Source organism: Flavobacterium movens, from assembly GCF_039581425.1.
GTDB classification, from domain to species: Bacteria; Bacteroidota; Bacteroidia; order Flavobacteriales; family Flavobacteriaceae; genus Flavobacterium; species Flavobacterium luteolum.
Window position 1 is genome coordinate 34,346 of sequence record NZ_JBCPXY010000009.1, and the last position, 12,941, is coordinate 47,286.

The window sequence follows — 12,941 nt, forward strand, 5'->3', positions numbered from 1 at the left end:
AACAAAAACTCTCCATTCTGTTATATTTAAGAATATTTTTGTAGGATTTAAACCTTATTTAGACTTAAAACTGCCATCATCGAGATATTTGACATAATTTTTAACTGACCGATAAATTAGCCTAACGGAAAAAGAAAATATGATTTAGGATTTAAGCGCACTAGATCGAGAAGAAAGACTAGAAAGCAATTCTAAAGGTTCTACATAATGCGGGTTTTTGCTGATCTTTCCGTCTTTGATTACATAAGGATGTGTAAGTAATATATCTGTAAGCGTATTTGAGCTGAAACTACTTATATCGTACATGCAAATTAATGAAACTGAATGTTGTGGAGTCAGCAGATTCAGTCTGGCTTCATATTCTAAAAGTTCATCGGTTCCTGGCAGGTTCTTGAGCGCCCAAACCATATCTCCGCAAGCTCTGACACTATCATAACCCGCTCTTGAAGCCGACAGTAAAGTTTGTTCGAGCATTTTGTACATTTTATCTGCAGCGAACTCGCCATCTTTGATATAAGAATTTTCAGAAGCCATCACTTCCAATTGACCGCTAGACAGTTTTTCAGCGATAGAGATTCCATTATCAGCTAGACAACGGCAATGTTCACCATGACGGTTTCCTTCAAGAATGTTGATTACTTTGTCATTGGCCTCCAAACCCTCCAAAATATAAGGAATGATTACTTCATATTGCTGTTCTCTCGAATCGAAAAAACCGCAAATGTGCATTGGAGCTGACAATAATTCTCCGCATACCGAAAAAGGAGTTTGTGTGTTCATGTATCAAATATACGCATTTAGTGTTTTGCAAACACTTGATGCTGAAATTTTCAATAGAAAATTCTGCTGATACTGTCTCATTTATCCCAAAATAAAAACGAATTCATTTAAATTATGTTTTTATTTCGAAACTTTGGTGTAAATTTACACCAATACAATTTTAAATTATTATGACACGACAAAGTATATCATTAACTGCTCCTAATGATGAGTGGTTAAAAAATCAGGTTGACACAGAAGAGTTTAGCAGTAAAAGTGAAGCTATAAACTATTTGATTAAGCAAGCTCGCACAAAAGAAGAATACTATGAGTTTGTAAGAGCTAAAATAGATAAGGGAGAAAAAAGTGGCTTTGCAGAAAAACAAACTAGACAGGAAATGTTAGCCGAATTTAAAAAAGATCTGCCTAATGTATAGCTATTATTTAAGTAGCGAAGCCAAAGAAGATTTAAAAAGAATTTATTATTATGGTGTTAGTAAGTTTGGCATTAATCAAGCCGACCACTATTTTAATATGTTTTATGATTGTTTTGAAAAAATAGAGGAAAATCCTTTTTTATTTCCATCAGCTGATCACATTAAAATAGGATATCGTTATTGTGTAAGCGGAGTTGATACTATTTATTATCAAATTAACGGAGATAAACGCGTAGAGATTATTACCATTATTGGAAGACAAGACTTTTAAAGCAAATCAGTTTGTCTAAAATGCCTTTTTTTATCATAGAAATTTACCTCGCGAGGACTCCCCATTTAACAAATCAGCAATAATCTATATTCTCCATCATTTTCTACTGGTGCTCTATGAACACAGGGCAATACTTCTTGTTTTGGATGATCTACAGCCAGACGCCAAAGATGTCCTAAGCCTAGATTAATAGGTTCTGCATCTTCGTGCAACTGATAATGTAAATCAAAATAATTTTCCTTTAAAAAATCTTCGAACTCATTCTCTGCTCCATCATGAAGCTCTTTTAGCTTCGCACGAATTTCTGGAATTAAGATTTTTTGTTCTGCCTGCGTATTAGAAACAATATCGCTTGCTGCTCCGTGATAGGTGCATAAAAAAGTATCTGTCGCAATAGGCGAACGATCTACGTGAAACGAATAAACATCTGTAGATATGAAATCAAATTCATCATCACGTTCATAACATTTCAGTAAATTGAGAGATGGCGAAGCTCCGAAATCGGCTAATAATTGTAAATCGTTTAAGATTATTTCTCGTGCTACATTTCCCTTTTCTGAAAGTTGAAGCGCAATTAAATCTTTGGGAGAAACTTCGGTTATATTTTCGCTTAAAGACAACTTGGCAACAATCTCGCTAAAATCGCCATCCAAATTTCTGTGCCAGCAAAGCGCATTCATTTCTCCTTTAAAATTGGTATGTACAAGTTCAGAGAAAGTAGATACCAGCTTAATTTGGTTGCTAGCAGAAAATGTATTATTCATAGTTATTATGCAAAGAAATTAATTATTCTAACCCTTTAAAAAATATATTTTAACACATAGAAATATAGATTATTGTGTCTAAAAAAGAGAGCAAAAGAAACAAGTTTCAACACATAGATAAACTATATGTGCATTAAAATTAGTGAAACGCCTTTTTTTAATCTTCAAAAAAACTATGTTTCTATGTGTTAAAAATAATTGCACCTAGCGTGGCTTTTAATTTTTATATTTATTAATGTAAACCGTTTTCTTGTTTACAAACTCCTGAATACCATCTTGCGAAAGTTCACGTCCGTATCCTGAATTTTTAGTTCCTCCAAAAGGCAATCTTTGGTCGCTCTTTACGAGTTCGTTTACAAATACTGCTCCTTCATCAAATTTTGGCACTAATCGGACGGCTTTTTCAAAGTCTTCCGTAAAAATTGTAACCCCAAGTCCAAACGGACTGCTATTTGAAAGTTCGACAGCTTCTTCTTCATTTTTAAAAGTCGTAATTCCGATTACGGGACCAAAAATTTCTTCTTTAAAAATAGACATATCTGCAGTAACATTGTCTATAACAGTAGGTTCAAAATAAGCTTTATTTCTTTTGCCTCCCAGCAAAACTACCGCGCCTTTTTCTAGTGTCTGGTCAAGCTGTTTTTCGAGTTCTTCGGCAAGATCAACACGAGCCATAGTTCCTATTGTGGTTTCTTCACTTAAAGGATCTCCGTGACGAAGACCTCTAACACCTTCAAGAAAGGCTTTTGTAAATTCTTCGGCAATAGATGATTCTACCAATAAACGCTTTCCAGCAATACAGCTCTGCCCCGCATTCTGAAAACGTGCCTGTACACAAGTTTTTACTGTCTGTTCTAGATTACAGTCTGCAAAAACAAGCAATGCATTGCTTCCTCCCAGTTCTAGCACTGTTTTTTTAATTTCGCTTCCCGCAACGGCCGCTACAGCCCTGCCCGCTGATTCGCTTCCGGTAAGTGTAACCGCCTTCACTTTTGGATTTCTAATGATTTCTTCTACCTTTTTGCTGCCAATTGGGAGATTAGTAAAACAACCTTTAGGAAAACCAGCTTTTTCGAATACTTTTTCAATACTCATAGCGCACTTCATTACATTGCTGGCATGTTTCAATATTCCGACATTTCCGGCCATAAGCGCAGGCACAGCAAAACGCATAACTTGCCAGAACGGATAATTCCAAGGCATAATAGCCAAAACAATTCCAATTGGTTCGTAGCTCACGTAACTCTTATGCGCTTCTGTTTCAATTATTTTATCTGCAAGCATTTCAGAAGCATGCGTCGCATAAAAATCACACAAAGCAGCGCATTTTTCTATTTCTGCTATTGACTGAGTAATTGGTTTTCCCATTTCCAGAGTTATAATCTGCGCATATTCACGAACATTTTTTCTCAGTTCCTGACCAGCATTTTTCATCAATATGGAACGTTCTGAAAACGGAACTTCTTTCCATAATTTATATTGCAGATCTGCCGTATCAATTGCATTTTTAATATCTTGACTCTCTAATTCAGCACATTCATATACCGTTTCCTGGTTATAAGGATTTATAGACTTTATCATAATTTATATTTTAATCTATTTAATTTAAAGCTATGTAAAAGGTACAATTTATTTTAGTTTTATCAAATAGGGTTATTTTTCTAAACCAGAAAAACATATTGCAAGTAACCAGAATAAACTAAACTGTTTTATCATGACTAGTGAAAAAAAAAGCATTGAAAATCATGTCAATGCTGATTTTCAATGCCTAGAATAAAAATACGATTAAAACTACGTATTCTTTGTTTTAAAAACTTTGTAAAATACAAAAAGAATACCCAGCCAAATAGGAATTAATTCTACTGATAATTTCATATTAGTCATCCACATAATACATAAAATACCTAATAAAAATACAAAACAGATGTAATTGCTAACTGGATAAAATATGGATGCAAACTTAGTTTTTGTGTTTTCCTTTTCTTTCGTACGTCTAAATTGTAGATGTGTATACGAAATCATAACCCAGTTAATAACCAAGCAAGACACTACTAGAGACATTAAAATACTAAATGCCTCTTCTGGAATTACTTTGTTGATTAAAATACAGATCGCTGCAAAGCATGAAGAAATTAAAATGGCGTTAACAGGTACTGATTGTTTGTTTAGCTTCTTTAAAAACTTAGGAGCACTGCCTTGATCTGCCAAACCAAATAACATTCGTGAGTTACTGTATACACTACTATTGTATACGGATAAAGCAGCAGTTAACACAATTAAATTCAACACATTGGCAATCAATCGCGTAAAATATATTTTGTTGCCAAACAGCTCAAATTCCATTCCGTTTAAATTCTGAAAAACCATTACAAACGGACTGCTGTCTGTGGTAATTTGTCGCCAAGGTGACAAAGCAAATAAAATGACCAAAGCACCCACATAAAATATAAGAATTCTATAAATAACCTGATTGGTTGCTTTTGGAATATTTTTTTCAGGATTCTCGGCCTCAGCAGCGGTAATTCCAATTAGTTCCAAACCTCCAAAAGAAAACATAATTAAAGCCATTGCTGATAATAATCCTTGAAAACTTCCATTAGCCGTTTTTTCGAAGAAACCTTTTGGAAAAAAGCCTCCATCGTTATATAAATTATGAATTGTAGCATGCTCTCCTCCTGTCCCACTTATCAATAAATAAGTCCCAAAAAGAATCATTGCAATAATGGCAACCACTTTTATAATTGAAAACCAGAATTCTGTTTCTCCGTAAACTTTTACCGAAGCAAAATTTAAAGCATTGATAACTAGAAAGAAAAACAAACTCGACGCCCAAAGCGGAATCTCTGGCCACCAAAATTGCACATAAACACCAATGGCTGTAAGTTCGGCCATACTGACTAAAATATATAAAATCCAATAATTCCAACCAGATGCAAAACCAGCAAAAGAACCGCAATATTTATAGGCAAAATAGCTAAAACTTCCAGATACAGGCTCTTCGACAACCATTTCTCCAAGCTGTCTCATAATAAAAAAGGCAATGATTCCAGCAATAGCATATCCTAAAATAACAGATGGACCTGCTAATACAGCTGCTGGACCAATACCAAGGAAAAGCCCTGTTCCAATTGATCCGCCTAAGGCAATTAACTGAATGTGGCGATTAGTCAATCCGCGTTTAAGCTGATTGTCTTGTAGATCTTCATATTTTTCTTTCACAAATTAGATTTTAAAGGAGTTAAATATTTTCGGAAATGTATAAACAGCGAAGATAAGTTAAAAAAGGAATCGTGCAAAGCCACTCTTTTAAATATTATTTGAATCAAATGCCTAAATCCTATTTAATTTGTTTTTGCCATTCTTTTAAAGCATTATCTAACAAGCGAAAAATAAATACGCTATTTCTTAATAAAAAAAGACTATTTTTATCTCGATCTATCAACTAATCTAAAAATATGAGGCAAACTTTACTTTTATTATTTATTTTATCTTCTCCATTCCTAATCAAAGCACAGACTGTCAGCACACTGGCAGGCGGTGGCGACAGTGTAGGAATTTTTTCAGAAGGAATCGGGACAGGACCAGAAGCTAAATTCAATAAACCCGAAGCCATCTGTTCTGACGCTAACGGAAATATTTACGTCGTAGACGCACGTAACCACAGAATTAGAAAAATTTCTCCTGAAGGTTATGTAACTACGCTGGCTGGTTCAACACAAGGTTTTGCCGATGGACAGGGAACAGCAGCAAAGTTTGACACTCCTTATGGAATCTGTATTGACAAAAATGGAAATTTATATGTTACGGATCACGAAAATCATAAAATAAGAAAAATTACTCCATCTGGCCTGGTTAGTACTTTTACTGGATCAACAAGTGGTCTCGTTAATGGAAATATATCGCAAGCAAAGTTTAGCCGACCTTATGGAATCTGCATAGACAATAGCGGAAATTTGTATGTTACCGACTATGGAAATGATAAAATAAGAAAAATTACTCCTGCAGGTACTGTCAGTACGATTGCTCCTTTAGAAGTTTTTGATTCAGCTAGAGGGATATGCATTGATAAAAACGGAAATCTATATGTAACTTCATCTTATGAATGTAAAATAAAAAAAATTACCCCGACAGAAAGCGTGAGTGTACTTGCTGGTTCAAGTGAAGGATTTGCTGATGGAACTGGCAGCGCCGCAATGTTTAAGACTCCAGCCGGAATTGATGTTGATACTGACGGAAATTTATACGTGGCAGACATGTTCAATAATAGAATTAGAAAAATTTCTCCTACAGGTGTAGTAACTACTTTCGCTGGATATGGATTAAGAAGCTTTGAAGATTTAGGCGACAAAGCTGGTTTTGATGCTCCATCGGGAGTTCATATAAATGCCGACGGAAGTATTTATATCGCGGACACCTACAATGATATCATTAGAAAAATCACGCCCTCGGGAACTATCAGCACTTTTGCAGGTTCAGATGTAGGAAGCAGCGACGGAATACGAATGATAGCAAAATTTGCAAGCGTAAACGGGGTCTGCACAGATGCTACAGGAAATATTTACGTTGCTGACACCGGCAATAACCGAATTAGAAAAATTACACCAGAAGGCATAACAAGCACTATTGCAGGATCATCTGAATATGGTTATGCAGACGCAACGGGTCCTTACGCTAAATTTAATTCCCCAATGGGAATCTGTATTGATGCTGCCGGAAATATATATGTGACAGATTCAAAGAATTACAAAATAAGAAAAGTTACACCACAGGGTGTAGTGACTACCGTAGCGGGTACAACCATCGGAATCTTAGACGGTCCTGGAAACACTGCAAAGTTTAGTGATGGTATAAATGGAATCTGTGTAGATAAAAATGGGAATCTCTATGTAGCAGACAACTATAATTTTAAAATCAGAAAAATTACTCCTGATGGCACAGTAAGTACATTTGCAGGCTCTACGTTTGGATTTGCTGATGGTCCGGGCGCTACAGCCAAAATCTGGCAGCCTACAGGAATCTGCATTGACAAAAGCGGTAACTTATATGTGACTGACAGAATCAACCAGAGGATTAGAAAAATAACGCCTCAAGGTGTAGTAAGCACTCTAGCAGGATCAACTGAAGGATATACAGATGGCCCTGGAGCCAGCGCGCAATTTTCTTTTCCAGAACAGATCGGTATTGATGGCAATGATAACTTATATGTAACGGAGCAGTCGCTTGGGAATTTTTTAGTTCGAAAAATCACCCCTTCAGGAACTGTAAGCACTTTGGCAGGTTCTACAGCAGGCTATTTAGATGGTCCTGCATTATCTGCGCAGTTCTTAAGCCCTTTTGGAATAACGGGCGATACCGCTGGAAATGTATATGTAGCTGATACTGCCAATAGGAGAATTAGAAAAATTACGCAGAAAAATCTTAGTGTTGACAAAGCGAACTACCCTGATTTTGTAGTGAGAGTTTTCCCAAACCCAACAAGCAGTCTGCTAAATATTGAACTCGAAAATGTAAGCGCCAATACTGAGGTCACAATAGCTGACGTACTGGGTAGACAGGTATTTTCTTCAAAAATGGAAAATTTAAAAATGAGTATAGACATTCATAATTTTGTTAAAGGCATTTATTTTCTAACCTTAAAAAATGGCTCTCAAAAAAGCTCTCAAAAAATTATTATTGAATAGATATAAAAAAACCGCTTTTAGCGGTTTTTTTTTATGATTTTAAGTGGCATGCCTACGTAAGATATTAATTTCAACGAAGCCCTAAATTGGTGTAATCCCATGTTCTATCTCCAGAAATAGTCCATTCTGAATTGCTGGCAGACGTTCCTTTGGTGGTGGCCCAATCAGGGTTAGGATCTTTTACGGTTCCTTTTCTCCAAAACGTTCTGTTACGTGTGTCTTTAGTTTCTCCTGCAATTGTCCACATAAAATTATTACGGCTACTGTTGCTTCCTCCCGAAGTTACACGCGCTACATTTGGACTACCAAAAGCATCAATAAGACTATAAGATTCCCCGTTTAGAGTATATTTTCCTGCTGCATCCTTTTTTAAAAGAGCAATACCGCTATTTCCGCTTAACTGCAAAGGTTTGCTTGCATCTGCATTTGCACTGCTTGTAGTCCCCCATTCGATATCACGTTTTACGGCAGTTGTATTTGCCTGCGGCGAAGCAATTACATAACATTTTCCTTTTTCTAATGATCCTGTCAATAATAAATAATTGGCACTGCTGGTAAAGCTCCAATCTGTCAACGTGCTTTCGTCTGTTGTAGCCTGATATCCAATAGCATATTTCGACAAATCTATCGTATTTCCAGTACCGTTATACAATTCCACATAGTGATTTCTAACACCGCCTGCGGTTGCATCTGTGTTAATGAATGTTGCAATTTCAGTTATAAGTAGATCTTTTCCTTCGTCTGGTGAAGGCGGTTCTGGTGACGGACCCGAAAAATCAATATTTGAATCGCATCCCGCCATCAATAGGGCAATCGCTAGTATTTTTAGTGCTTTCATAACTATTAATTTAAAATGAAATTTGTACCGCAAGGTTATTGATCCAAGTTGTTTTATTCTGACCGGCTCCGTTCTGGTCAATATAGGTCGCATTAATTCCAAACTTCAAAGCATTATTCATCATATATTTATTAAATGCCGCCGTATACCAATGTTGAGTCTGAATTATAGATGTTGCTACATCAAACTCAGGCTTAACGTATGAATAACGTCCTTCAAATGCCCAACCATCGTGTGTTACATACGACGATTGAACGTTGATTGCGCTTCCCACACTATATTTCGCAGAAGCATTTTCGGGTGTAAGCCTAACCGCGCCTGCAGTGTCTGTGAATAAATCTTTTCCATGAATAGATCCATCAATGTATTCTCCCACAAAAGCAAAACCGTTATACTTAAATATTAAATCCAAAACGAATTTATTATAATTTGCAAAAGCTGCTTTACCATTTTCATCATAAATACCTGAAACTGTACCATTTCCAGCGCCAATAGAATTACTCGTTTTTACATTATAACTGTCAGCAACTCCAATCGCAAATTTTGGTTTTGGTTCGTGATAAATGTCCTGAGATATAAAAGCATTATTTTTGATAAAATCTCCCAAAGGCATAAAATCAATTCTTCCACCGTATTTGAAACCAGAATTAGCTACTGGATCAAAGAATCCCTGCCCTTCTCCTGTAGTGATCGATACAGATGGATACAATCTCATTTTATTAATGCTGAAATTGGTTTCAAAATACAAACCGCCTTCTCTTGTTGTGCTTACAAAATTTTGCATTAAACCGCCATATATACTTCCATCATTCGATTTTCCAGATATTGTTGGTGCCATAACCGATGCATATCTTTCATCGGCCATTGCAAGTCTGTTATTGGTATTGGTTTGTCTTTCACCAAATACAAGTCTGTACTTTTTATTTTTGCTGGCAATTCCAATCCATCCTTCCAATATACCAGTTGTTCCAGTAAAATCAGATAAAATGGCCATTGTAAGCCTATTGTCGTAAGCCGAAAAATTAAGTCCGAGACGAACAAGATTAAGAGATAACTGTTCTGAATTTGTGGTCACATCTTCAACATCTTCACTCTTTAACTGAAAACCAGGCTGCAAAGTGGCATTAATATTAAAAATAAATTTGTCTTTTTTGCTAAGCGTGATATATGTGCCTTCTCCAGTAACATAACGGACATTTGAGTCAGATTTTCCTACCTCAGACACTTGCGCACGTAACGATTGAAATGCAATTGCTAATGTGCAAAATATAAACAGGGTGTATTTTAATTTCATACTGTTATTATTTAGTGGATAATTGAGATAATTGTTCACGAGATATACGATATATAGGAATCATATTTTCTTTGCTTTTTTTTCTGATAATATTATTTGCATACAGAGAGTTTGCACCATCAGGCTCTATAAGGTCAGCTATTACATTGCTCATAGGCTGTTGAGAATCAATAACAAGAGCATCTTCTGGTATAGAAACTGCTCCTTCTACAATGTTTATTTGTCCGTTTTGATTTACGGCATATTGTTCTATATGATTAAACTGCAAGGGCTGTTTTATCACTTTCACCGAAACCCCCGATACTTCAAGCACTTTTTTTACTTTCTCCGATGCTGGAAAGATTATAAATGCACCAGGTTTTGGCCGAGTAATAACAGGTGACTGATTTACATTGTAATTAGCGTTAAAAACAATGGTTGTATCAGAAACTTTACACTTATCTACAAAATGATAATCCCTTTTTATTATTTCAGGTTTTGAAGTGCTTACAGAAACACGTGAAGCTTCTACAGCATTCTTATTAGCTGTTTTAATAGCAGTTCTTATTTCCGCTTCATGATCGTGTGCAATCTTTAAATATGATAATCCTGTGAGAGCTGCCGTTTCAATTCTTCTTTTAGCCGACTTTTCTTTTTCTGATAATCCGCGAATTTCCATTAACATAGAAATTCTATTTTGCAGTGCGTAATTAGTTGCGCTTGAACGTGAAGCAATACCTCCTATATTTAGCCAGACTTTATTATCTTTCATAAATGTGGTACAATAATCTGCAACTCTTCGGCCATGACTGGTTAAAAAAGATTTTGTTGGCTCTACAAATACTGTTTTGATTACATCGCGAATTGCAGGATCTACATTTAGATTTCCCGTATAAAGAAATAAAATATCATAAGCAGATGTATAACAGTCATTTAATTCTTTAAAATCTAATCTTGCTGGTGAAAATTCATGAAAATCTACCACTACATGAGGATCAAATTTATTAATTGCTATTTTTAGATTCGTACTCTCTTTTGCATTAAGAATAGTGAGATCTCTATTTAAATCGACACTGTTATTGCTTGCTCTTGTTTCTGCAGTTCTTCCGTCTGCATTTACCATTGGTATAACCTGCAAAATCATATTATCAAGCATGGCAGTATTTGAAGCATCATGGGTTACCAAATACATTAAATATAGCATACCATCGGTTGATAATGGTTCATTACCATGAATACCTCCTATAAAAGTGACTCTCAATTTATCTTCATCTGCTACCTTACTTTTACGTGTCAGTAAAACCATGGGCTGATTTTTTCCTTTTTGAGTCGTTCCAATTGAACTAACCGTCATTATATCTGGATATTTGGCTGCTAATTCCTGAATAAAAGAAATCACATCTTTATACTTAGTAAAGTAATTAAATGTCGAATTCCCTTTTGTAATTGGCAATGGCATATCTGTTGCTGGGTCTGGAAAATATTTTTGATAAATATCTTCTGTCTGCCCCTGCATTACGGAGACAGCACAGATTGTAAACATGATAATTAATAGTGACTTTTTCATTTTCGCTATAATTGAAGAGTAAACATTATTTGGCCATATATATTTCCCTTTACATCAGGAGTTTTTAACATGTCTTTGTATTCCTGATAACCCACTTCTGTCTGCAGTTTTAAATTATGCCCGCTAAAATAAAAGGTTCCAACACAACTGTAATAACGGTTCATGTCTGCAAAATTGGCGGTATTAGGATCATTCTCGATATATGAGTATCTGCCAGATAAGGCAAATGCATTAAAGCAATATCCCACTTGCACATTGAATCCGCTTCCAACATTTAATCGACTAAGCACCGTATTTTCAATCTGTTCTGGAGTTTGGCCAGTATATGGCGTAAATTTTCCGCTTGTGTTAAACTCTCCCGCAATACCTGAAGGCACTTTAGCATGAGTATAAACATATTCGCCTAGAGAATACCATCCGCGATATTTGAACATGTAGTCAATTCCCGTCTTAATTAAATCAGGCAAAAGCTCATTCTGTGCTGCATCACCATAAATATACCTTCCTCCATTGGTTCCCTTTGCTGAACTAATACCATCATTATAACTAAAAGTAGGACCGATTATTAATTTCGGCACACGTTCATGCACTAAATCATCCATAAAATATTCACCTCCTTTACTAAAGGTTCCAAAAGGCAGATAATCTAAACGAATACCATATTTAAATCCGCCGTAATTCTTTTGCAAAGCAGAAGTTCCGTCTCCGGTAGTGATGGAAACATACGGTTTGAGGACATTTCCTCCAAAACGATATACGCCATAATATCTTATTCCATAATCAAATATTGGATCAAAGGCTGTAGATATGGCACTTCTTTCAATAAAACCAAGAGATTCTCCTTCTATCCTAGCTTCTCTCGAGTCGTCATAATTGGCACGCACACCAAAATTTATTCGATGGTTGGGAGTTGGCCTATATTCTATTAATGCGTCTTGTAAAGTACCATTATAAGAACGCGATCCAGTTGTCGTGCTCTGGTAATTTCCAACTAGATTTACACGGAGTCTTACATATACTTTTTCATTGAATAAAGTTCCTCTGAAATTAAACCTAGCTCTACGAATATTAAATTCTGAACTATACGTGTCAAAGCTGTCAGTAGAATTCACACCTGCCAACAACTGCAGACTTTGCGTAAAGTTAAGCCAAGTGCTTTCAGATTCCAGCGTCAATCCATCACCTAATGAATAGCCTTTTTTCAAACGCATGGCTTCAGATACATCTTGAGTTTGAGCTGTCTGTTCAGAGTCCATTTCGTTCCTTACCTCCAGTTCGTCATCTTCCTGTGCTATTGCAAAGTAGCAGTTTGAGAAGAATAACAGCAATAAGAATAGTTTTATTTTCATAT

At 35.8% G+C, this 12,941-nt stretch carries 11 protein-coding genes; 3 read left to right on the forward strand and 8 right to left on the reverse strand.

The window, feature by feature from the left end; translation table 11 throughout:
* Positions 1-144: 144 nt before the first annotated feature.
* Positions 145-780 carry an MEDS domain-containing protein gene (locus AAYQ05_RS16220; RefSeq protein WP_343544439.1) on the reverse strand — a complete coding sequence of 212 codons (636 nt, stop codon included), beginning with the start codon at positions 778-780 and terminating at the stop codon, positions 145-147.
* A 170-nt stretch (positions 781-950) separates the two neighbouring features.
* Between AAYQ05_RS16220 and AAYQ05_RS16225 the strand changes: the two genes are divergently transcribed.
* Entirely contained in the window at positions 951-1,196 is a 246-nt protein-coding gene (locus AAYQ05_RS16225) for a ribbon-helix-helix domain-containing protein (RefSeq protein WP_343544440.1), read from the forward strand.
* On the forward strand, positions 1,189-1,467 hold the full coding sequence (locus AAYQ05_RS16230; RefSeq protein ID WP_343544441.1) for a type II toxin-antitoxin system RelE/ParE family toxin: 279 nt from the start codon (positions 1,189-1,191) through the stop codon (positions 1,465-1,467). Before AAYQ05_RS16225 ends, AAYQ05_RS16230 begins: the two co-directional genes overlap by 8 nt.
* Before the next feature lie 65 nt (positions 1,468-1,532).
* Here the strand turns inward: AAYQ05_RS16230 and AAYQ05_RS16235 are convergent, their stop codons facing one another.
* The 3 genes from AAYQ05_RS16235 to AAYQ05_RS16245 all read right to left on the reverse strand — a co-directional run bounded on the left by AAYQ05_RS16235 (position 1,533) and on the right by AAYQ05_RS16245 (position 5,450).
* The gene (locus tag AAYQ05_RS16235; protein WP_343544442.1) at positions 1,533-2,231 is read right to left on the reverse strand and encodes a DUF1826 domain-containing protein; all 699 of its coding nucleotides are present in this window, start codon (positions 2,229-2,231) and stop codon (positions 1,533-1,535) included.
* A gap of 216 nt (positions 2,232-2,447) precedes the next feature.
* Positions 2,448-3,812, reverse strand: coding sequence for an NAD-dependent succinate-semialdehyde dehydrogenase (locus AAYQ05_RS16240; protein WP_343544443.1), 1,365 nt, complete (start codon positions 3,810-3,812; stop codon positions 2,448-2,450).
* Between the two features lie 210 nt (positions 3,813-4,022).
* Positions 4,023-5,450 carry an amino acid permease gene (locus AAYQ05_RS16245; protein WP_343544445.1) on the reverse strand — a complete coding sequence of 476 codons (1,428 nt, stop codon included), beginning with the start codon at positions 5,448-5,450 and terminating at the stop codon, positions 4,023-4,025.
* 236 nt (positions 5,451-5,686) lie between these two features.
* Here AAYQ05_RS16245 and AAYQ05_RS16250 point away from each other — a divergent pair, with 236 nt between their 5' ends.
* A complete protein-coding gene (locus AAYQ05_RS16250) occupies positions 5,687-7,912 on the forward strand; it encodes an NHL domain-containing protein (RefSeq protein WP_343544446.1) in 2,226 nt (741 codons plus the stop codon).
* A gap of 70 nt (positions 7,913-7,982) precedes the next feature.
* On the opposite strand, the gene AAYQ05_RS16255 is transcribed toward AAYQ05_RS16250, so the two are convergent.
* Genes AAYQ05_RS16255 through AAYQ05_RS16270 form a run of 4 tightly spaced genes read right to left on the reverse strand, consistent with a single transcriptional unit; the run spans position 7,983 to position 12,939 of the window.
* A complete protein-coding gene (locus AAYQ05_RS16255; protein ID WP_343544447.1) occupies positions 7,983-8,750 on the reverse strand; it encodes a lamin tail domain-containing protein in 768 nt (255 codons plus the stop codon).
* Between the two features lie 10 nt (positions 8,751-8,760).
* On the reverse strand, positions 8,761-10,044 hold the full coding sequence (locus AAYQ05_RS16260; protein WP_343544448.1) for a hypothetical protein: 1,284 nt from the start codon (positions 10,042-10,044) through the stop codon (positions 8,761-8,763).
* A gap of 7 nt (positions 10,045-10,051) precedes the next feature.
* Positions 10,052-11,590 (reverse strand): M14 family zinc carboxypeptidase, encoded by a 1,539-nt coding sequence (locus AAYQ05_RS16265; protein ID WP_343544449.1) that lies wholly within the window; start codon positions 11,588-11,590, stop codon positions 10,052-10,054.
* A gap of 5 nt (positions 11,591-11,595) precedes the next feature.
* Positions 11,596-12,939 (reverse strand): putative porin, encoded by a 1,344-nt coding sequence (locus AAYQ05_RS16270; RefSeq protein ID WP_343544450.1) that lies wholly within the window; start codon positions 12,937-12,939, stop codon positions 11,596-11,598.
* Between the last annotated feature and the right edge of the window lie 2 nt (positions 12,940-12,941).

What these genes read in the sequence shown, in the direction of transcription:
- AAYQ05_RS16220 (WP_343544439.1), bottom strand. Translation starts at nt 780, where the DNA reads ATGAACACACAAACTCCTTTTTCGGTATGCGGAGAATTATTGTCAGCT.
- AAYQ05_RS16225 (WP_343544440.1), top strand. Translation starts at nt 951, where the DNA reads ATGACACGACAAAGTATATCATTAACTGCTCCTAATGATGAGTGGTTA.
- AAYQ05_RS16230 (WP_343544441.1), top strand. Translation starts at nt 1,189, where the DNA reads ATGTATAGCTATTATTTAAGTAGCGAAGCCAAAGAAGATTTAAAAAGA.
- AAYQ05_RS16235 (WP_343544442.1), bottom strand. Translation starts at nt 2,231, where the DNA reads ATGAATAATACATTTTCTGCTAGCAACCAAATTAAGCTGGTATCTACT.
- AAYQ05_RS16240 (WP_343544443.1), bottom strand. Translation starts at nt 3,812, where the DNA reads ATGATAAAGTCTATAAATCCTTATAACCAGGAAACGGTATATGAATGT.
- AAYQ05_RS16250 (WP_343544446.1), top strand. Translation starts at nt 5,687, where the DNA reads ATGAGGCAAACTTTACTTTTATTATTTATTTTATCTTCTCCATTCCTA.
- AAYQ05_RS16255 (WP_343544447.1), bottom strand. Translation starts at nt 8,750, where the DNA reads ATGAAAGCACTAAAAATACTAGCGATTGCCCTATTGATGGCGGGATGC.
- AAYQ05_RS16260 (WP_343544448.1), bottom strand. Translation starts at nt 10,044, where the DNA reads ATGAAATTAAAATACACCCTGTTTATATTTTGCACATTAGCAATTGCA.
- AAYQ05_RS16265 (WP_343544449.1), bottom strand. Translation starts at nt 11,590, where the DNA reads ATGAAAAAGTCACTATTAATTATCATGTTTACAATCTGTGCTGTCTCC.
- AAYQ05_RS16270 (WP_343544450.1), bottom strand. Translation starts at nt 12,939, where the DNA reads ATGAAAATAAAACTATTCTTATTGCTGTTATTCTTCTCAAACTGCTAC.